We start from the raw sequence: 20,162 nt of genomic DNA, 5'->3' as shown, positions 1-20,162 counted from the left end.
TTCAACCCCTTAAGTAATGATTAATGTTGTGGATCGGCAGCAGGGGTAGGTGTATGAATGGGCTGTTCGGACAGCAGCGAGCCGTCTTCAAGCCGGAGCCAGGTATCAAAGGATGGATTGTCCTGCTCTAACCGGATGACGCGCGCTCCCCGCATGAAGCCTTCCCGCCCGTAGGTATTGTAGCCGGTCGCCCGGCCGTAGCTGAGGCGGATGCCATGCAGTGTGCCGGTGAAATCGTTGATATGGTCATGACCGCAGAAGGTACCCGCCACATCGCCCATCTCCACCAGGGCAGTGAATAGCCCGGAGTTCAGGAACGGCGCGCAGACCTGCTCATGCTTATGTCCATAGCAGACCTGGGTGGCCCACATCTCGGCATATTCGGGCAGCGGGATATGGAAGAACGCCAGCGCAGGGCGCTTGGGCTGGCCCTTGTCTTCCCCCGGATTCAGCCGCGCAGACTGTTCGGTCAGCCAGCGAATCTGGTTTTGCCGGACCCAGTTATAGCCGGGAATCTGCTTAAGTCCGGAGTAAGCGCCGGTGTCCAGCATATAGAGGATAGCCCCCGCGCTATGATCGTTGCCCTCAATCTCAAGGACGTAATTGCTTGAACCGGCAAGCTCGGCAGGACCGGCTTCAGCCACACAGTTGGGATGCTCCAGGGCGATCTCCATCAGCTCGTTATAGGTCACTCCGTTCTCGGTGTCGTGATTGCCGAATACGAAGGCCCAAGGGACTCCGCTCTTATCTACAGCAGCAACCGCATTACGAAAGGCCTGCCGGGGGTCCGTACAGGGAGTCTCACCTTCAGAGACAGGCCCGGTATAGATAAGATCTCCTGTGAAGACCACAAGATCCGGCTGCTCCTCCTTAAGCACACGCTCTATAAGCTCCCGGGTACGCTGATCCTCAGCCCGTCCATCCATCCAGTGCAGGTCAGTGAACTGTACAATCGTGAAGGTGCCGTCTTGCCGAAATGATAATTTACGCTTCATGCGGGTAAATCCCCTCTCTGTGAATTCAAATCATGAATGAAGTTCAGGACACCACCATACGCCACAACAACCAGACCGCATCACACTAACCGTAGCCCACCAGACCACATCACACCAAACCGCAGCCCACCAGACCACATCACATCAAACCGCAGCACACCAAACCACATCACACCCAACCGTAGCCCATATACTAGTAGTGGTGTCTAATCAGCAGTGTCTGACTTCGATTGTTGATTTATCTTTCTTTATGTTGTTTAATGTTGATTTTAGAATGATAATTTCCATCTGTCAATCTATAAAATCGTGTGCTTCCACCAGGCTACAGCTTCTGGGCTGATTGCACTTTCTGCAACAGAAATGCTTCGATTCTATGTGAAATCTCCTTCTGCTGTATAAAGTGCAATGGGAGTTTAAGAGATACTAAAAGATATAGCAATCTATTGCCCCTGATCTATGGCAGTGATCAGAACCAAGGCAGGAGGGAGCTGAACTAAGGCTGATCCATAGTTCAGCCATAGCCATGTCATAGTTGCACCCAGATGAGCCGTCGCCGTGACAAGCTAAGCATATCGGAATTGAAGCTGAGCCATATTCGAATTGAAGCTGAACTATAGTCGAGCCAAGCCGGGCGAGCCAAACTCTCGCATGGAATAAGGAAGTTCGCAGGCTCTAGTAGAGTATCAGATTTAATTCTGTGAATAGGGTTGATTCCCGGAGGTTCCGAACCACGGAACTACACCCGCCCGGCCGAGTTTGCTCCTAACAGACCTGAGAGACCCTATTCCCCGGAAAACAACACGTTTTGCGGTTTAACGGACCGAGTGGACCTTATCGTCTCTCTAAAGAACGTTTAGGAGTGGAATATTCGTTAATAAGGGCCGTGGTGTCCGCAACTTGCCCAAGTTGTGACTCTCCTTCGAAATAAGCGCGTCTCAGTCCGTTACGCCTTGCCAGACGCCCTAATGAACTACTCCCCTCTTCATCTGGGAATACAACTTGAAGGGGGGCCTCCACTCCTGTGCTCCTTCAGGCATTATAGAGATCCATCCATCTTTTTAAATCTGATGCTCTACTAGTTGTATTTCGTGCAGCTAAAACAGCCGAATTTTGCGTGCTAAGCGTTATAACTGCAGAGTGTACAACTATATAAATTACTTTTCCCTAAAGGATGACCGGATACTATATTTAGCTGTACAGAATACAGTTATGCCATGAATTCACCGGTTAACCGTACTTTTAGCTGTACTAAGTACATTTATTCGCTACTCCTTCCTCCGCATAAAGTATGTTCTGGAGATATTAGAGAGTCGGTCGTTAGAGGTGCTAGAGTTGCTAGAGTGCCATAGCTAGAGTGCTAGAGTTATGCGAGGGCAGAAGGGGCTAGAGAGCAGAGCTAGTGGGGGCAGAGAGTAGCGCAGATTTGTGTGTTGAGAAAAATCTGTACCGAAATCGGCTGCATTGACAAGTGGGATTCTGCTCCATATACTGAGGAAATCAACATCAACACACTAGAAACCACATTGTTTTCAAGCAGGCACCATGCGTGCATAACATAAAGGAAGGCGCTGTTACTGGAATTCATTAGTACTGTGGATTAGCACTGGTAATCTCTGTTACTGGAATTCATTAGTACTGTGGATTAGCACTGGTAGTCTCTATTACTGGGATTAATTAGTACTATTAATAGCTACTTAGAACTTATTATTACTTGCCACTAAGACTGGAGGAAACGTGCATGTCACTAACCTATGAGGAACGGAAGCACACGATACTCTCCCAGCTGGAGCTGGAGGGGAAGGTGCAGGTGCATTTTTTGGCGGAGCGGTTCGGTGTTACGACAGAGACCATCCGGCGCGATCTGGACCGGCTGGAGAGGGAAGGAAGGCTGCGCAAGGTGTATGGGGGAGCTGTGAGGATTCGCTCCGGGAATAATGAACCGACCTTCATGAGACGCTCCCAGATGCATCTGGCGGACAAGCAGGCGATCGGGAGGCTCGCAGCGTCACTTATTCAAGACGGCGAGACGGTTATCCTGGATAACGGGACGACCACACTTGAGATTATGCGCCAGCTCAAGGACCGCTCACAGGTGACGGTCATTACGAACTCGGTTCCGGTGCTGAATTGTGCGCTGGAGCAGTTTCAGGGGAAGGTTATTTTTGCCGGGGGTGAGGTGAACATAGCGTATCAGGCGGCAGTGGGGATTACCGCCCATGATCTGCTGGGCCAGTTCAAGGTGAACAAGGCCTTCATCTCGGCCGGGGGGATTTCGCTCTCGGAGGGAATTACCGACTACCATCTGGAGGAGGCCCTGATCTCCCGCAGGATGATGGAACGGGCGGAAGAATCCATTCTGGTAGCGGACCATTCCAAGTTCGGCGTCACAACCTTTGCCCAGATTGCCCCGATCGAGCATATCTCTATGGTCCTGACTGACAGCGGCTGCTCCACGGAATGGAAGGATACCTTTGCCCGGCTGGATATAGAGCTGCTGGCCGGATCATAACTCAGCATGTTACCCAAATAGCGCCAATCCTTGTTCACCTTCAGGTGAGAGGATTGGCGCTTTGTGTTGTGTCATTCAAGTCGGGCTATTCAGGGATCAGCCGATCCAGATCCGCTGTGTGCTGTGGTTGCTGGAGCTTGCGCCCAGCATGATGTCGAAGTCTCCCGGCTCGAATACGAGCTGGTCATCCTGACCGTAGAACATGAGCATCTCTCTGGTGATTTCAAACGATACTGTCTGCTTCTCATGTGCGGCAAGCGTAATCTGCCGGAAGCCCTTCAGCTCTTTGCACGGGCGGACCACGCTGGCGGTCACATCGCGGATATAGAGCTGCACGGTCTCCTTGCCGGTAACCTCAGAGGTATTCTCAACCTCAATGGAGGCAAGCACCCGGCCGTCTGCCGCAGTCTCAACCGTTAGCCCGCTGTAGGCAAAGGTGGAGTAGCTGAGGCCGTAGCCGAAGCAGAATAACGGATCATTCGGAATATCCAGATAGCGGGTCACATAACGCACATTCGGATACTGCGGATCATAAGGGCGTCCCGTCTGATAAGCGTTGTAGTACACCGGAACCTGGCCCACAGAGTATGGGAAGCTCATCGAGAGGCGTCCGGACGGGTTATAGTCGCCGAACAGCACATCTGCAATGGAATTCCCTGACTCGCTGCCCAGGAACCAAGCCTGTACCAGCGCGGCGCTTGCATCAAGTACCGGTGCAAGCTCCAGCGGGCGTCCGCTGAACACAATCGTGATGACCGGCTTGCCGGTCTCCTTAAGACGGTGGATCAGCTTCTCCTGGTTAGCGGACAGCCGCAGACTGGCCTTGCTGCCGCCTTCCCCGGTATCCTGCTGATTCTCGCCGACAGCGGCAAGAATCACATCGCAATCCTTCAGCTGCTCATAGGCAGCCTCCGTATCGTCGGGAACGTCGAAGACGCCTTCCAGCATACTTCCAAGCTCTCCAGTCATCGCTGTGAGCAGGTCCGCAGCCGGAATCTTGCCGGTGATGCCGGTGTAGAGCGAGACCGCCGGGTCTTTCTCTGTACCGGCCCAGCCGCCAAGAACATTGATCGAGGTGGCGAAGGGACCGGCGAGACCGATCTTCATGCCGCGCTTCAGCGGCAGAACTCCGCCTTCATTCTTCAGCAGCACCACCGAGCTTGCACCCAGTTCGCGTGCAGCCTGCAGATGCTCAGGGCTTGGCTTATCGGCTTCGTCTGCCACCGGATCAGCATCCTTGAACGGATTCTCGAACAGGCCGAGCGCATCCTTAAGCTCCAGCACCCGGGTCACCGCTTCGTTGATCAGGCTGATGTCGAGCAGCCCTTCCTCGACCAGCGCGGCGCCATGGTTCAGATAGTGGGTGGACATCATCTCGATATCCAGTCCCGCAGCCAGGCTCTTCTGGGCGGCTTCACGGCCGTCCTGCGCAGCGCCATGGGGAACCAGCTCATTCACCGAGTTGAAGTCGGCGATGGTCACGCCATTGAAGCCCCACTCCTCGCGGAGAATGCCGCGGAGGAGCTTGCTGTTGCCGCTGGCCGGAATGCGGTCAATGGTATTGAACGCAGCCATGACCATGGCGACACCGGCATCTACTGCCGCCTTGTAGGCAGGCAGATAGAATTCACGGAGTACACCGGTGGACATATCCACCGTGTTGTATTCGCGGCCGCCCTCAGGCGCCCCGTAACCGGCAAAGTGCTTCACACAGGCGGCGATCCGCCCCGGCTCCTTCAGGTCGGTGCCCTGATAGCCGCGGACCATGCTCTCGGTCACGCGGGCATTCAGGTAAGGGTCCTCACCGGAGGTCTCCATCACCCGGCCCCAGCGCGGATCACGCACGAGGTCGGTCATGGGGGAGAAGGTGAGGTGGATACCGGCGGCAGCACTCTCCCGGGCGGCGACTTCGGCGAACCGCTCGATGGCCGCAAGATCGAAGCTGCAGCCCATCGCCAGGGGAATCGGCAGGATCGTCCGGTAGCCGTGAATGACGTCTGCCATGAAGAGCAGGGGAATCTTCAAGCGGCTGGATTCCAGATGCCGGGTCTGGAGCTCAATGACATTCCGCGCACCTATGCCGTTCAGAACGCTTCCGATGCTCTCGATCACCTGCGGCTGGATATTAAGTTCTTTGAATGGACCCGTCAGATCCACGGTATCATCCAGACCCCAATAGTATGGACCAAGCTGGGTCAGCTGGGCCAACTTCTCGTCTAGTGTCATATCGTTCACGAGATCTTGGATAAACGGTTTCGTCATGGCTAACTCCTTCGTAAGCGTACTGAAAGTTATTGTGTCAAATAGATATGCAGCTCATCGCCAGGCAGCGCAAGCAGGTTATTCTTGGTAATGCTTACCGCACCTGGACGGTATGGATTGGATAGTACCTGGCCGGTAACGGCAACGCCTGCTGCGTGTACTTCAGGCGTGCTTGCCGGTCCGGAGCCGATGTGATAGACGAAGGTCATCATCCGGCCGAAGCACTCATAAGTGAAGCGCAGCCCGTCAAGTGTTGCCGGGAGTACCGGGTCAATAACCAGTTCTTCTTCACTGAAGCGGATACCCAGAACTGCCGAGATGAGCTGGTTCAGATAGATCCCGGGGCCGCTGGAATACAGGCGCCACCCGCCCTTAACCTCTACGCTTCCGTCACGCAGCTGGTCGAAGTTCTCCTGATAGCTGTAGCGGTCAGGGAAATCACCGTCCGAGCTGCTGAAGTACATGTTGCTCTGGCGCAGCTGGGCATTCGGCACGCTCTGCCGGATATTGATCGGGTTGATCTGGAACAGGCCGTCCCAGGCCCGCTTCGCTTCGCCCAGCTTGGCGGAGGCTTCGATATAGCGGATATGGGCATGTACATATTGCAGGCTGATCTCACGGCCGACACTGGCAGCCTGCTCGGCACGGCGGAAGATGGTGCTGACGCCGCCCTCATAGCGGGCAGGACGGTCCATCAGGCGTACTCCATCCGGGCAGTTCAGGTGCTCGTCGATCAGGCGCAGGTTCTCTGCCGCCTGATCCGGAGTGACCAGCTCGGCAATAATGCTGCGTGTCATCGGCAGTAACCGGTAATGAATGCCGGTCTCTGTATCCAGCGGGTGAAGCATATAATCAATGCTGCCGTCCTCCTGGAAGTATGCGAAGCCGGCAATGACTCCATCCTTGATCAGGAGTGTACGGAATGATTCTTTCATCTCTTCCGCCATAGCAGCAAGGCTGGCGGAGAATTCAGGATCGGCAGATGTCACTTGTGACAGATTGCGGATCACCTGGAAGGCGAGCGCTACCGTCCATGCGCTTACCAGCTTGGTCTTCAGCGCTTCATTCGCAGGCTGAAGGGTATCATCCCAGTCGCCGCCTGCATAGTTGATCAGGGCTGTGCCCGGCACGAAGCGTTCACGGATAGTCTCTACCGCAGCCTTGACATGTGCAAGGACGGTTTCGGTCTGCTGGCTTGGCTGAGCGTCTTCCAGATGATGGTAGCCGATCTCCTCCTGAAGAATCGAGTAGTCGCCGGTAGCCATGATGTAATCGCTGATGCACTTAAGCGGCCAGAGTACAACATCGCCATGCCATTCGTGGGCCTGGACCGGATGCTGGTCGAACATGAACCATTGCGGCCATTCCCGACTCTCCCAGAGCTGATGGGAATAGATCTTCAGCAGTACATTTCTGGCCAGCTCATAATGCTGGGTCATCAGGAAATATTCCATCGGTCCCTGGCAGACATCGCGTGTGCCCCAGGCAGCTCCGCCCGGCTGTTCAAGGCCATGCGGCATGATGAAGTGGGTCATCGCATTGTGGGTATACCACCATGCCGTCTCGTTCAGGATATCAATCCGCGACTGTTCTGTGCCGTCAATCTGCAGCTTGAAGCCGGATATGAACTTTGAGTAGAACTCATGGAATAGAGCCTGCTCCTTCTCCTGAGTGTAAGGAGACACTAGCGGAAGCACATCCGATGTTGTAAGTCTGCCCTGCAAGACTAGCTGGAAGCCGGCCGACTGTGTAACAGAAATTGTCAGCAGTGTACCGTTGCGCGGCTGTTTGTCCGCATAGAACACCCGGTCATCACTGTACGTATATGCGGTTCCCGGGAGCTGGATATCGAAATGGAGGCCGGGATATGGAAGCTTGTGAACAGACGCCTCATCAGGCAGAATCTGCAGGATGCCATCCTTGGACTCTACTCTTACCGGCTGCCGGAATTCATGCTCGCCCATAACCAGCTGGTTCGTGATCAGATAATCATAGGATTTGCCCAGGCCCGACTGTACCTGAAGGGCGACATCCGGCTGGCCTGCTGCGGCCAGAGCGGTAACGGTCAACACATCGTCCTCAATCTGATAATGCCATTTGGCAAAATTTACGCCCATCTCATATGCCGCAGGCAGCGTAAGAATCCGGTACACTCCATCCAGACGGACATAGATCCGCTGACCGCTGTTCCGCTGAATGTTCAGCAGGCCGCGCGGCGTGGAGAGCCCTTTATGGAAAGAGGTATTGCCCACAACGGTCTGCCCGTTGAAAATCCCGTACATATAGTTGGTGGAGGAGATCAGGTTGTTGTCTACCTGCTTGTCGCCCAGCAGCGAAGTGATGATATGGCCGTGCGGACGTTCAACCAGCAGCTCCTTGGGCTGCAGGACAACGTGGACATGCTCGTCCGTGAAGAAGGAGAGCAATTGGCCATTCTCAATTTCTTCAAGCTTGCGGGTGGGGTAGGCGGCGTCAATAGCAGCCTGCGACCACTGCGCAGAAACATAAGGGGTGCCGATATCCGTGCTTAGCACAGGCACATCCCTGCTTGGTACAGCTTCCTTACCGCTCCAGTCGATCTCATCATAAGCGGCCTGCAGCTCAGCCTGGAATTCAAGCGCTGTAACAGCAGACGGATGAGTGGAGCGGAATAGCCCGTAGAAGGCGAACTCAGCCGGAGCCGACAGGACCATCTTCTCGGTCTGGAGTGCGGTATAGGCCAGCTCGTATTGGTAATTGCGGTTCTGGAGATTGCCCGCTAACGCCTCAGGCACATAAGTCCCTTTATAGGAAATACCGAAGAACTGCATACCGTCGGTTGAATAGCCTACTGCCTGCTTACCGACTACACCCTGCTGGAGATAAGGGAAGTCTGCTCCCTGCGGCTGGTTCTGGCGCGAGCATACGGCATAGCCATACGGGCCTTCCCAGATGCTGTGGTCCAGATATTGGCTCATATACAGCTCGTTAGCCAGTACTCCGCCTTTGTCCGCGATTCCGACATCCTGTCCGTACACCACATCGACGGTCTCCCCGCTGCCGGAGAGGTGAATCTGCCAGAACCAGATGCCGTCCTTGGCCGGTGCGAAGGTGACGCGGTAGCTGATGGCTTCTATAGTACCTGTGAAAATCAGCTTGTCATCTGTGCGGGACAGTGTGGAACCGGAGCGGATACCGAGCAGCGGATAGCTGTTAATCCCTTGCTCCGTATATACACGCAGATAGATATTATTAGCAGAGCCGTCTGCCGGGTTGCCTTGGAACTGATTAATAAGAGTGGAGGCCTGCGTGAACTCCAAAACATCTCCTGTGGGCAGGAATGTATACGACAGGTCATCCCGGGTTAAGGTAATCATGTTCATTTGTTGTGTGAATATCATTAGTACCCTCTCTTTCGAGTGCTTGATTAGGACATGAAATGGATCAGAATGGGGGAATTCATCATCAGATGTCACAAAAAAAGGTTAACATGTCCGTGGGAAAATCTAATAGAAACGTTTCCATAAGCGATTCATTTCGAGTTTAGACTTTTGACGGAAAAAAGTCAATTATCTATAAAAAAACCGGCTTTTTATATATTATGTTCAGTTAAATGTAAATTTATTACTTGTTATTTGAAAATAAAAAATGTTTGACAGCGTATACAAGGAAGGAGTATGCTCTGAGCAAGGGGAAACACAAAGGAATAATGGAAACGTTTCTATATCAGCGAAAATGGTTAATCATTGCAGTGGAATGCATTGTTCATTTAGGAGGTGGGCTCATTGGCAAGATTTGTACAATCGGGCGGAAATATCGTCCGGGAATTATTGAAGAACAAAGTGCTGTATCTTATGCTGTTGCCTGTCATTGTGTATTTCGCAGTCTTTCATTATGCGGTAATGCCGGGCGCTTACGTTGCATTTGTCGATTACAAGCTCAACAAAGGGATCTTTGGCAGTGACTTTATCGGACTCAAGAATTTTGAGTTCCTGATTCAGAACGGAGACCTCTGGAATATCACCAAGAATACTTTGCTCTACAATCTGGTGTTCCTTGCACTCGGTAACATCATCCAGATTGTATTTGCCATCATGCTGTCGGAGATTGCGGGCAAGTGGTTCAAGAAGATCTCCCAGTCGGTTATTCTGCTTCCAAACTTTATCTCAATGGTTATCGTCGGCGTGTTCGCGTATAACCTGTTCAATTTCAACTCCGGGTTTATCAATACGATGCTTACCAGTACGGGCTTAGACAAGATTGAGTTCTACTCCGACGCTGGAATCTGGAAGTACATCATTGTTGCGTTCAAGATCTGGGCAAGTACCGGTTACGGTATGATTGTCTATCTGGCAGCTATTACTGGGATTAACCATGATCTCTATGAAGCAGCCTATATGGACGGTGCCACTACCTGGCAGCGTATCCGCTATATGACTCTGCCGATTCTGAAGCCAACCTTCATTCTGCTCCTCCTGTTCGGTATGGGCGGAATTCTCAAAGGCTCCTTCGACCTATTCTACAATTTGATTGGAACAAACTCCGTGCTGTATCCGCAGACGGATATTATAGATACGTATGTCTTCCGTTCTCTCGTTGGACAATTCAACTTCTCGATGGGCGCTGCCGTAGGCTTTTACCAATCCTTGTTCGGTCTGGTCCTGGTGCTTGTTGTTAACTTTATTGTTCGCAAGGTTGAACCGGACAGCGCGCTCTTCTAAGACAAGTTAAGAAACAGGGGTGTTAACATGGCAAGTAATACTATTAAACAGGATTCAGGCAGCATTTTCATTAAGGTGATCAGCTACATTTGCATCTCCATCTTTGCCCTGTTCTGTGTGTTTCCGTTTGCGCTGATGATCTCCTCCTCCTTCATGAATGAGCAGGAGATTATCCGCGAGGGGTACAAGCTGATACCGAATGAGATTTCTTTCAAGGCCTATGAATTGTTGCTCAGTAACTCCTCCAAGCTGGTGGATGCTTATCAGGTAACGATCTTTATCACAGTCGTTGGTACGGTGCTAGGGCTGTTCATGATGTCCATGGCCGGATTTGTCCTGAACCGCAAGGATTTCAAATACCGTAACTTCTTCTCCTTCCTGATCTATTTCACCACCTTGTTCAGCGGAGGATTGATTCCGACTTACATCCTGATGGTTAAGCATCTGCACCTCAAGGATAACCTGTTCGCTATGATCCTGCCGGCGGTGGTAGGGGCGTGGTCGATCTTCCTGATGCGTAACTTCATGAAGGCGATCCCGGATTCCCTGTATGAATCAGCGACGATTGACGGCGCAGGCGATTTCCGCATCTACTGGCGCATCTTCATGCCGCTGGCGGTTCCGTCACTGGCAACGATCGGACTGTTCTCGGCACTGGGCTTCTGGAATGAGTGGTATAACGGAATGCTATATATGGACACTCAGAGCAAATTCCCGCTCCAGTACTTCCTGCAGCGCATGATCAATCAGGCGAATATGGGCAGTCTCATCAACTCGGGGGCGGTCATTAATACAGCCGATCTGCCGACTCAATCCATCAAGATGGCTACAGCGGTACTGGCCACAGGCCCGATCATTCTCCTGTATCCATTCATTCAGCGTTACTTCGTAACCGGTCTTACCATCGGTGCTGTTAAGGGTTAATGGACGCCTGCTTCAATCGAAGGGTGTTTGTTATAGATGCACAATCCATAATATAGAAAAGAAAAGGGAGGCTTACCGAATGAAAGGTAAAAAGATTGCTTCTTCTCTAGCTGCTGTCCTCATGCTTACTGGAGTGCTATCCGCGTGTTCATCGAACAATAATGCAAATGGCAATACTCCGGCAGGGTCGAATGCTCCATCCACAAGCACAGGGGGAGCAGATACTTCTAAGGAAGCGAAGTTGACGTACTACCTGTGGGGCAGTGAAGGAGTTACCAATAAAGAGATTCTGGCTGAGATTAACAAGAAGCTTAAGGCTGATCTGAATACTACGCTTGAAATCAAATATATTGACTGGGGAGACGTAGCAACCAAGTATCCGCTGCTATTCGCTTCCGGCGAATCGTTCGATCTGTCACATGCATCACCTGGTGCTCCTGTGTCCTACTACACCCTGGCTACTGAAGGTGCGCTGACGGACATTACCGATATGCTGGACAAGGTGGCTCCTAAGCTTAAGGCAGAGGTTCCTGAATCCTCCTGGCAGAATACTAAGGTGGATGGCAAAATCTATGGCGTACCGAGTCTGTTCAGTGAATACACGCCTGCCGGTTATGCCTACCGTACCGACCTGCTGAAGAAATACGGCATGACTGAAATTAAGTCGATTGATGATATGGTTAAATACATGGATAATGTGGTTGCCAAAGAATCCTTCCCTCCAATCAACGGTAAGGCTGAGGATGCTCAGAACATGTACAGAATGCTCGTAGATACTACAGACATGTGGCTGAACGCACCTGGTATCTCGCTGAATGAACTGAATCTGGTTACCAAGAGCCCGGAGGATTACAAAAAAGTATTCCATCCAGCCTTCACCCAGGAATTCGAGGATTGGGCTGTGAAAATGCGTGAGTGGGGCGACAAGGGATACTGGGGTAAAGACGTTCTGTCCGCTTCCCTCGGCAGCAAAGACAACTTCAGAGCCGCGAACTCTGCGGGTTATCTGACTCATGCCCAGGACTGGATCGGCCAGTATGGCGGAGATATCAAGGCACTGCCTAATTCTCCTACAGCCTTCTATACTTTTGCTGAAGCCAACAAGAAAATCAAACGTAAGATGGGTGTAGACAACTCGACAGTAATCAGTGCGAACTCCTCAAACCCAGAGCGTTCACTGATGGTAATTGAGAAATTCATGACCGATGCAAGTTACTACAACCTGATGCAATATGGTATCGAAGGCAAGCACTACGTGATTGAAGATGGCGTGAAGAAACAGCCGCAGGGCTTCAATGAAAAAACAGACGGCGGAGGCTTCTCGGCCTGGTCCCTCAGAAATGACAAGTTCGTGATTCCTAGTGATACTGACAACCCGGTCCGTAAAGATCTGTTTGCTGCATGGGATAAAGAAGCGATCGACGATCCATACAACGGTTTCAGCTTCGATCCGGCTAATGTAACTACCGAAATTGCTTCGATCTCGAACGTGAATGCACAGCTTGGTATTCAGCTCATGCTGGGTAAAACAAACAAAGATCCAAAGACAGCTGTAGCAGAATACCGCGATCAGCTCAAAAAAGCAGGAGTTGACAAGGTCATTGCCGAAGTAGAGAAACAATTGGCAGAATTTACACCTGTTAACTAAAAGAATGACATAGGTTACAGGGGAGCTATTATGAATAGCTCCCTTACCTATAAATGGGGGAGTAGTGTGGACGTAAACATTAAGGATATCGCGAGGATATCCGGTGTGGGCATTTCAACAGTGTCCAGAGTGATCAACAATAAGGGTCTGGTGAGCAGTGCGACCCGGGAGAAGGTCCTGAATGTCGTCAAGGAATACAACTATATTCCCAATTCCAATGCGCGGAACTTGAAAACCACACAATCCAAGAACATTGCACTCATGGTTAAAGGGATTACCAACCCGTTCTTCGCCATTATGATCAAAGAAATTGAACGGCAGGTTAATCTTCGCGGGTATCCGTTTCTCATCCATCAGGTAGAGGACGGGACCGATGAGATCAATGCGGCCATTCAGCTGGTGAAGGAGAAGAACCTGAGCGGGATTATTTTCATGGGCGGTACTTATAATCATTCCGAGGAGAAATTCAAGCAGCTGACGGTTCCGTTTGTACTGACGACCATTACCACCTCACAGGAAGTAGATCCGGCTATCTTCTCCAGTGTAACTATTGATGAAGCCAAGGAAGCCTACAAGGCGACCTCCTATCTCATTTCGCTCGGACACAAAAGCATCGGCTTTCTTGCTAAATCACCTTTACTGGAAGACACTACCGGCAGCCGGCGGCTTAGCGGCTACAAGATGGCACTCGAAGAACATCATTTGTCTTACAACGCAGGGCTTGTTGAGGATTGTGAATACAGTCCAAGCTCGGGCTTCAATGCTGCACGCAGACTGCTTAACCGCGACAGAACAGTGACCGCAATATTCGCTGCCTCCGATACGATTGCCATCGGTGCGGCCAAGGCTGTGCTTACCGCAGGTCTGTCTATTCCTGATGATATCTCCATTATCGGCTTCGACGGCATTGAGATGGGAGAATATTACCACCCTGCGCTGGATACGATCAGCCAGCCGGGAACTGAAATGGCGCTGTCGAGTGTGGGGGTCCTGTTCGATCTGATCACCAAACATTCAGCCCATCAGCATATTGTCTATGATGCGGTATTGCTCAAACGGGGTTCTTGTAAGATGATCAAGGGCCGGTAACAGCAGGGCGCTGACTATAAACGTATTGGAGATGAACCTAAGGATGCAAGAATCTTTGAGAATAGGCACTTTGGTCCGTGGCGGTGAAGCCCTCCAGGTGATTCCGCAGATTGTGAACCACGGCTTCGAATCCTTCCAGTTGAATTTCTGGCAGACGGTTGGCGATACCGATCTGGTGGAGGCGGCGGCCCGGATTCGCGAGCTGGCTGCTGAACATCACTTCGTGATCTCTGCTGTCGGGATCTATGGTAATCCGCTTGGCGGCAACCCTGAGAGCGGGGATACCCTTGCCGGCTGGGAGCAGCTGATTGAACATGCCCACTTGTTCGGCACGGACCTTATAGGCGGATTCACCGGACGGCTGCCGGGCTCGTCCATTGACGAATCACTCCCGAGATTCGCCGAGGTCTTCGGAGAGTTGTCGAAGCGGGCGGCAGACAAGGGTCTGCGGATTGCTTTTGAGAACTGTGCGATGGGCGGCGACTGGCAGAAGGGCGACTGGAATATCGCACATAATCCTACAGCTTGGGAGAAAATGTTCAACGCCGTTACGGCAGACAATCTCGGGCTGGAATGGGAGCCTGCCCATCAGTTGACCGCGCTGATCGACCCGATCCCGCAGCTGCGCAAGTGGGTGGATAAAATCTTCCATGTGCATGGCAAGGATGCAACTATTGCCTGGGATGTTATTAAGGAATTCGGGATTCATGGACCGAAGCCTTATGTATGGGACCGGACGCCGGGCTTCGGGGATTCGAATTGGACAGATATCATCAGCATCCTCCGGCAGGGCGGCTATCAGGGCACGATTGATATTGAAGGCTGGCATGACCCGGTCTATCAGGGCGAACTGGAGATGACGGGCCAGGTCCATGCGCTGAATTACTTGAAGCATTGCCGCGGTGGAGATCTCGTATCCAATCCGGTGATATAATCACATATAAAAGGCCTCATGCTCCACGGTTGCGGGGGATGAGGTCTTTTTGTGCGTTCTATACAAAACGCTTAATGGTCCAATAAGGAACGGTGAAATTCCCTTTATTCGTTTCAATATGCAGTGCATCGGAGGAGTGGTCGATTTTGCATACTCCGGTGTAGGTTTCTCCGCTGATCAGGTGCACGCGCTGCCACAGATTGGAGAGAAGTGCATACTGGACATCTTGTTTGATCATACTCTTCACTTCCTCCTTGAATGAGGTGTGCATGTAAGCTTCGTTACTTATTATTAACCATTCTGGAAGGAATCTAATTAGCGAAATAGGTTACAGTTTTGTCCCCTTTCACACCTACATAGTTGGCCTCAGATGGAGTAACATGTTCATGTACTGTCAGAGTAACGCTCTGCTCAGAGGGTATATATATTCTAGGAGGTGTCACCAATGAATTGGACAACCAGATTGCAGCAAATCACCGCTACGCTCCTTACAGCAAGTCTAATCTCTGTAGTCGGCTGGGGGGCGTCAGCTTCTCCGGCTCAGGCGTTAGCAGCACCGGCCCCTACGCCGCAGCAGGGCTGTAGCACCGGAGACCATGGGCTGCTTAAGGACCTGCAGAAGGCGCACCAGGGGGCAGAAGCACAGCCGTTGGCCTTCTCGGATGTAGAGTTCCTTAGCGCAGATACGGGCCGGGCAGCCGGGAACGGGTTCCTGATTGGAACCTCGGACGGAGGCTGTCACTTCCAGAAGATCTATGAAGGGCAGTGGAATTTCCGGCAGATGGACTTCCCGGATAATGTTCATGGCTGGGCGCTTGCAGCGGTCAATGACGGTCCGGCGAATTATCTGATCCGCACCGCTGATGGAGGCTCCACCTGGACCAGACTATCGAACAAGGCTGTGACCTTTGAATCCGTAGAGTTTCTGGACAGCAGTAAGGGATTCGGCTACAACCGGGCCTCTACTTACTATACGAACGATGGCGGGGAGAGCTGGAGCCTAATCAAGACACCTGCCAATACCCGCGGAGCCTATTTCACCAGCCGGAACAGCGGGTGGGCGGTAGTTATCATGCCGGGCAGCGGCTATCAGGTGATGCGGACGGCAGACGGCGGGGCCAATTGGAAGCAGATGCTGAAGGTGCCATACGCTTCTCCTAATTACGGACGACTCTATGCGAACGGAAGTCAGGTGTACGCTGTACTGTACGGCGATTACGGAATGTCGCAGACTTCCTATTCCCTCTACGGCAGCTCTAATGCCGGAGTAAGCTGGACCCGGGTGATTGCCCAGGAGACAGCGGGAGGAGGTCCGGCTCCGGGAAGCGGCGCGGCCACAGTGAAGAAGGGACCGGCTTCCGGTACCCCGGGCAATATGGTGCTGATCGGCAAGACGACGGCATTCCTGGCAGGTTACCAGCCGGCAGCGGAGGAAGTAGGCGTTGGGCTTACCAAGAACAACGGCCGGACCTGGAGTAATCAGAAGGCGGTTCCCGGATTCGAGGGGGTCATCTCCTTCACCGATCATAACCGGGGCTGGCTGGCAGCCAGAGACCTGAACAGCTCTACACTTTACGTTACCAAAGATGCAGGCGCTACCTGGACAGCCAGATTTTCTTTTGAGCATACAGGGCAGTAAATAACATAGCTGTAACCAAAAAAGACGGGTCTTCTCCCTGTAGGGGGAGGACCCGTCTTTTGTTGGTACTACACAATTAACTCGAACTTGTCGCCCAGAATGAGCTGTTTGGAACGGTGGATTTTGTTGCCGTCTGTGCCGGATACGGTGCTCTTGATACTGAGCAGCGGATGGTCTTCCGCGATATTCAGGTAGGTGGCTACGTCGAAGGTGGCGTACTCAAGCACGATATATTTTCTGGCGTGCCCGAATGACACCTTATATTTGGCTCTTAAGATTTCATACAGCGACTTATCGTTCAAGTCTTCATTCAGCAGAAACGAATAAGAGGAAGGGAACCGCGAATACTCCACGGAGATCGGCACGCCGTCGGCGTAGCGTATACGCTCGATATTGATCACTTTGTCGCCGGACTTCAGTCCCAGATGCTCCTGATCGGAGAGGGTGGCGTCTTCAATCACGCATTTGATCACCTTGGCGCCCGGAACCTTGTTCTGCAGTCTGCAGGTATCGCTGAAGCCAATCGTCTCGGCAACGTTCTTCTTGATCCGGTCTTTGGTGATGAAGGTGCCTTTGCCCGGTATGCGCACCAGGTAGCCTTCGGAGGTGAGTGAGTCCAGCGCGGCGCGGACCGTCACCCGGCTTACCTGGTTGGCTTCGCTGAGTTCCAGTTCAGTGGGCAGTTTATCTCCAGGCTGCAGGGAGCCGCTGTGAATGGAGTCTAATATTTTCTCTTGAAGCTGTTTGTATAAAGGCGATGACTCGGAAGGGTCAAGCATGTATTTACCTCCAACTTGTGAAATCGATTACAGAAGTTATCCAGAAATTGCTTGTCTAACCAGGGCAGACTTGGAGCGAAATGTATTGTATTGTTTTAATACTATATTTATATAGTATAACAATCTGGACCATTTGTTAACACTGCACAACCTTTTAAAGCCAGAAAGACCGCGAAAAAATAAAAATGAAAGCCCTATCTTGCGCCATGTATTGCTTTGTGCTAATATAACCTCATAACATTCCAATACAAAAGCCGGCATGGAGTGAATTTGCAAAGTATGTATCATACAAGAGAGGAAAGATAGGGGAGATGAAACAAATTATTGAATCCTTTAAAGTAATCGGCATCGGCGACAATGTAGTCGATAAATATGTCCATCAGGGGACAATGTATCCCGGCGGGAATGCCTTGAACTTCTCTGCTTACGCAGCCATGTGCGGTGTCCAGTCCGCCTATCTGGGGAAATTCGGCAACGATGAGGTCGCCCGGTACATTCAGCAGGTCATTGATGAGCTCGGGATTGACCGCAGCCGCAGCCGCAGCTACGAAGGGGAGAACGGGTATGCTCGGGTCACGCTGGAGAAGGGGGACCGCGTATTCCTCGGGTCCAACAAAGGCGGGATCGCCAAGGAACGGGCGTGGGAGTTCACCGGCGGCGATCTGGAGTACCTGAAGCAGTTTGCCGTGATTCATACGAGTCTGAACAGTTACATTGAGCAGGATTTAACCGTTCTGCGGGAGAGCGGCGTACCTATCTCCTTTGATTTCTCTGTCCGCTGGAACGACGATTATCTGCAGCAGGTGTGCCCTGATATAGATATCGCCTTTCTGTCCTGCAGCCATTTGACGGCAGAGGAGCGGGAACGGGAGATGCGCAAGGCGCAGCGGCTCGGTGTCAAGGTAGTAGTTGGAACGGTAGGCGAAGAGGGTTCCTATGCACTGTACGATGATGAATGGGTGTACCAGCAGGCCGTTTCAACGGATGCGCTAGACACGATGGGAGCAGGAGATTCTTATATTACGGCTTTTCTCATGGAGCTGATCCGGAGTGCCAAGGACCGGCACATCGAATTTGGCCCGAAGGACAAGTTCCTTGCGGATATTAAGGCAAGTATGGGCAAGGGAGCGGAGTTTGCAGCGCAAATCTGCCGGGTTCACGGAGCTTTTGGATTCGGGGCACCACTGGTCTGACCGGCCGGTGGGGGTCCACTTCTGTCCTATGGTTGTAAGCGTATTCAATTTGAAGAAAGCCGCCTGTGAAGTCAGAAGACGCGGCTAATGATCGGTGAAGTCAGTACAAACTATAAAAGGGGACTTTTTATGTTCTGGTTTGAACTCTTGATCATTTTTTTACTCATATTCTTTGGTGCCAGAGTCGGCGATGTATTTATGGGTCTGCTCGGCGGTGTAGGTGTAGCGATTTTCGTATTTCTGTTCCGGGTGCAGCCCGCCTCGCCTCCGGTGGATGTCATGCTTATTATTTTGGCGGTGGTGCTGGCGGCTTCCGCGCTTCAGTCTTCGGGCGGCCTGAACTTCCTTGTCCGGGTTGCGGAGAAAATGCTGCATAAATCGCCTAAGAATGTTACCATCATCGCCCCGGTTATTTCCTGGTTATTCACCTTCCTGTCCGGGACAGGGCATGTAGTGTATAGTCTGCTGCCGATCATCAACAAGCTGGCCATCGACAGCGGCATCCGGCCTGAGCGCCCGATCTCCAACAGCATTATTGCGTCACAGCAAGCCATCACCTGTTCGCCGGTATCGGCAGCGACTGCCGCGATGCTGGGTCTGATGGCACCGTTCGGGGTCGAGCTTGGCACGATCCTGACCATTGCCATTCCTTCCACCCTACTGGGAGTCATTGTGAGTGCGCTTCTAACGATCCGTAAGGGAAAAGAACTGGCGGACGATCCCGAATATCTGCGCAGGCTGGCCGAAGGGCTGATGGATGAGGGGCTGACAGCGCAGGCTGCGCCGGAAGAGAAGAAGGACAGCAGCGGAGTGCCCAAAGGCGCGAAAGCCGCAGTACTCTTGTTCCTGCTGGGAGTTGTGTCCATTGTTGTTCTGGGCTTGTTCCCTGAGCTGCGTCCTTCCTGGACGGCAGACGGGACGACCACCGTGTTGTCCATGGCCCATACGATTGAGATTGTTATGCTCGTCTGTGCTTCCCTGATTATCATCTTCTGCCGGCCGGCCATTGAGACGATTCTGAACGGATCTATTTTCCGGGCGGGGGCGCTTGCCATGGTGTGCGCGTTCGGTCTGGCTTGGATGAGCAGTACGTTTATCGGCGGGCAGACAGAGTTTATCCAGGAGCATGTAGCGTCCATTGTGAACAGTCAGCCCTGGATGCTTGCGGTAATTATGTTCATCGTTGCCGCGCTTACGACAAGCCAGGGCGCGACCACCCTGATCATGATCCCGATTGCCATTGCGCTTGATCTGCCGACTTATATTATCGTAGGGGCATGGATGGCTGTGAACGCCAACTTCTTCCTGCCTGTATCGGCCCAGTGCCTTGCAGCGATCTCGTTCGATACGGCGGGGACAACCAAAATCGGCAAATACGTGCTGAATCACAGCTTCATGGCGCCGGGAATGATTAATATCGTGATTTCTGTCGTCACGGCAACGCTTCTGGGGAGCATCCTCACGTAAGGAAAGAACGATAACCGAAGCCG

The 20,162-nt window shown here is 52.2% G+C and carries 14 protein-coding genes; 9 read left to right on the top strand and 5 right to left on the bottom strand.

All coding sequences use genetic code 11. From position 1 onward, the window contains the following. Positions 1-20: 20 nt before the first annotated feature. Positions 21-995: a metallophosphoesterase family protein gene (locus KDC22_RS26670; RefSeq protein WP_211720931.1), complete on the bottom strand. Its 975-nt coding sequence runs from the start codon at positions 993-995 to the stop codon at positions 21-23. Positions 996-2,733: 1,738 nt separating this feature from the next. Between KDC22_RS26670 and KDC22_RS26665 the strand changes: the two genes are divergently transcribed. Then, a complete protein-coding gene (locus KDC22_RS26665) occupies positions 2,734-3,504 on the top strand; it encodes a DeoR/GlpR family DNA-binding transcription regulator (protein ID WP_211720930.1) in 771 nt (256 codons plus the stop codon). Positions 3,505-3,600: 96 nt separating this feature from the next. On the opposite strand, the gene bglX is transcribed toward KDC22_RS26665, so the two are convergent. Continuing rightward, entirely contained in the window at positions 3,601-5,766 is a 2,166-nt protein-coding gene (bglX, locus tag KDC22_RS26660; RefSeq protein ID WP_211720929.1) for a beta-glucosidase BglX, read from the bottom strand. A gap of 29 nt (positions 5,767-5,795) precedes the next feature. Next, positions 5,796-9,128: a GH36-type glycosyl hydrolase domain-containing protein gene (locus tag KDC22_RS26655; protein WP_211720928.1), complete on the bottom strand. Its 3,333-nt coding sequence runs from the start codon at positions 9,126-9,128 to the stop codon at positions 5,796-5,798. Between the two features lie 402 nt (positions 9,129-9,530). Here KDC22_RS26655 and KDC22_RS26650 point away from each other — a divergent pair, with 402 nt between their 5' ends. The 5 genes from KDC22_RS26650 to KDC22_RS26630 all read left to right on the top strand — a co-directional run bounded on the left by KDC22_RS26650 (position 9,531) and on the right by KDC22_RS26630 (position 15,061). Further along, positions 9,531-10,466 (top strand): ABC transporter permease, encoded by a 936-nt coding sequence (locus KDC22_RS26650; RefSeq protein ID WP_246553017.1) that lies wholly within the window; start codon positions 9,531-9,533, stop codon positions 10,464-10,466. Between the two features lie 27 nt (positions 10,467-10,493). Next, a complete protein-coding gene (locus KDC22_RS26645; RefSeq protein ID WP_173132242.1) occupies positions 10,494-11,390 on the top strand; it encodes a carbohydrate ABC transporter permease in 897 nt (298 codons plus the stop codon). A gap of 79 nt (positions 11,391-11,469) precedes the next feature. Further along, complete coding sequence (locus tag KDC22_RS26640) at positions 11,470-13,038, top strand: DUF3502 domain-containing protein (RefSeq protein ID WP_173132256.1); 1,569 nt, start codon at positions 11,470-11,472, stop codon at positions 13,036-13,038. Between the two features lie 66 nt (positions 13,039-13,104). After that, positions 13,105-14,127: a LacI family DNA-binding transcriptional regulator gene (locus KDC22_RS26635; protein ID WP_246553014.1), complete on the top strand. Its 1,023-nt coding sequence runs from the start codon at positions 13,105-13,107 to the stop codon at positions 14,125-14,127. Between the two features lie 55 nt (positions 14,128-14,182). Continuing rightward, positions 14,183-15,061, top strand: coding sequence for a sugar phosphate isomerase/epimerase family protein (locus KDC22_RS26630; RefSeq protein ID WP_343221806.1), 879 nt, complete (start codon positions 14,183-14,185; stop codon positions 15,059-15,061). A 58-nt stretch (positions 15,062-15,119) separates the two neighbouring features. On the opposite strand, the gene KDC22_RS26625 is transcribed toward KDC22_RS26630, so the two are convergent. Beyond that, on the bottom strand, positions 15,120-15,299 hold the full coding sequence (locus KDC22_RS26625; protein ID WP_173132265.1) for a hypothetical protein: 180 nt from the start codon (positions 15,297-15,299) through the stop codon (positions 15,120-15,122). Positions 15,300-15,506: 207 nt separating this feature from the next. On the opposite strand from KDC22_RS26625, the gene KDC22_RS26620 reads away from it, so the two are divergent. Continuing rightward, entirely contained in the window at positions 15,507-16,700 is a 1,194-nt protein-coding gene (locus KDC22_RS26620; protein WP_211720926.1) for a WD40/YVTN/BNR-like repeat-containing protein, read from the top strand. 68 nt (positions 16,701-16,768) lie between these two features. On the opposite strand, the gene KDC22_RS26615 is transcribed toward KDC22_RS26620, so the two are convergent. Continuing rightward, positions 16,769-17,479 (bottom strand): GntR family transcriptional regulator, encoded by a 711-nt coding sequence (locus tag KDC22_RS26615; RefSeq protein ID WP_173132271.1) that lies wholly within the window; start codon positions 17,477-17,479, stop codon positions 16,769-16,771. Between the two features lie 311 nt (positions 17,480-17,790). Between KDC22_RS26615 and KDC22_RS26610 the strand changes: the two genes are divergently transcribed. Then, on the top strand, positions 17,791-18,672 hold the full coding sequence (locus KDC22_RS26610) for a PfkB family carbohydrate kinase (protein WP_246553011.1): 882 nt from the start codon (positions 17,791-17,793) through the stop codon (positions 18,670-18,672). Positions 18,673-18,801: 129 nt separating this feature from the next. Further along, positions 18,802-20,139 carry an anaerobic C4-dicarboxylate transporter family protein gene (locus tag KDC22_RS26605; protein ID WP_211720925.1) on the top strand — a complete coding sequence of 446 codons (1,338 nt, stop codon included), beginning with the start codon at positions 18,802-18,804 and terminating at the stop codon, positions 20,137-20,139. Positions 20,140-20,162: the final 23 nt, after the last annotated feature.

Origin of the sequence: Paenibacillus tritici (assembly GCF_018207515.1) — a bacterium.
Lineage (GTDB): Bacteria > Bacillota > Bacilli > Paenibacillales > Paenibacillaceae > Paenibacillus_AQ > Paenibacillus_AQ tritici.
Note: the sequence above shows the minus strand (reverse complement) of the source record. Positions and strands in the feature narration are given on the sequence as shown.

Bases quoted from the DNA above. Each gene is read 5' to 3' on its own strand.
- KDC22_RS26610 (WP_246553011.1), top strand. From the start codon at position 17,791: ATGAAACAAATTATTGAATCCTTTAAAGTAATCGGCATCGGCGACAAT.
- KDC22_RS26655 (WP_211720928.1), bottom strand. From the start codon at position 9,128: ATGAACATGATTACCTTAACCCGGGATGACCTGTCGTATACATTCCTG.
- KDC22_RS26645 (WP_173132242.1), top strand. From the start codon at position 10,494: ATGGCAAGTAATACTATTAAACAGGATTCAGGCAGCATTTTCATTAAG.
- KDC22_RS26605 (WP_211720925.1), top strand. From the start codon at position 18,802: ATGTTCTGGTTTGAACTCTTGATCATTTTTTTACTCATATTCTTTGGT.
- KDC22_RS26640 (WP_173132256.1), top strand. From the start codon at position 11,470: ATGAAAGGTAAAAAGATTGCTTCTTCTCTAGCTGCTGTCCTCATGCTT.
- bglX (WP_211720929.1), bottom strand. From the start codon at position 5,766: ATGACGAAACCGTTTATCCAAGATCTCGTGAACGATATGACACTAGAC.
- KDC22_RS26625 (WP_173132265.1), bottom strand. From the start codon at position 15,299: ATGATCAAACAAGATGTCCAGTATGCACTTCTCTCCAATCTGTGGCAG.
- KDC22_RS26665 (WP_211720930.1), top strand. From the start codon at position 2,734: ATGTCACTAACCTATGAGGAACGGAAGCACACGATACTCTCCCAGCTG.
- KDC22_RS26615 (WP_173132271.1), bottom strand. From the start codon at position 17,479: ATGCTTGACCCTTCCGAGTCATCGCCTTTATACAAACAGCTTCAAGAG.
- KDC22_RS26670 (WP_211720931.1), bottom strand. From the start codon at position 995: ATGAAGCGTAAATTATCATTTCGGCAAGACGGCACCTTCACGATTGTA.
- KDC22_RS26620 (WP_211720926.1), top strand. From the start codon at position 15,507: ATGAATTGGACAACCAGATTGCAGCAAATCACCGCTACGCTCCTTACA.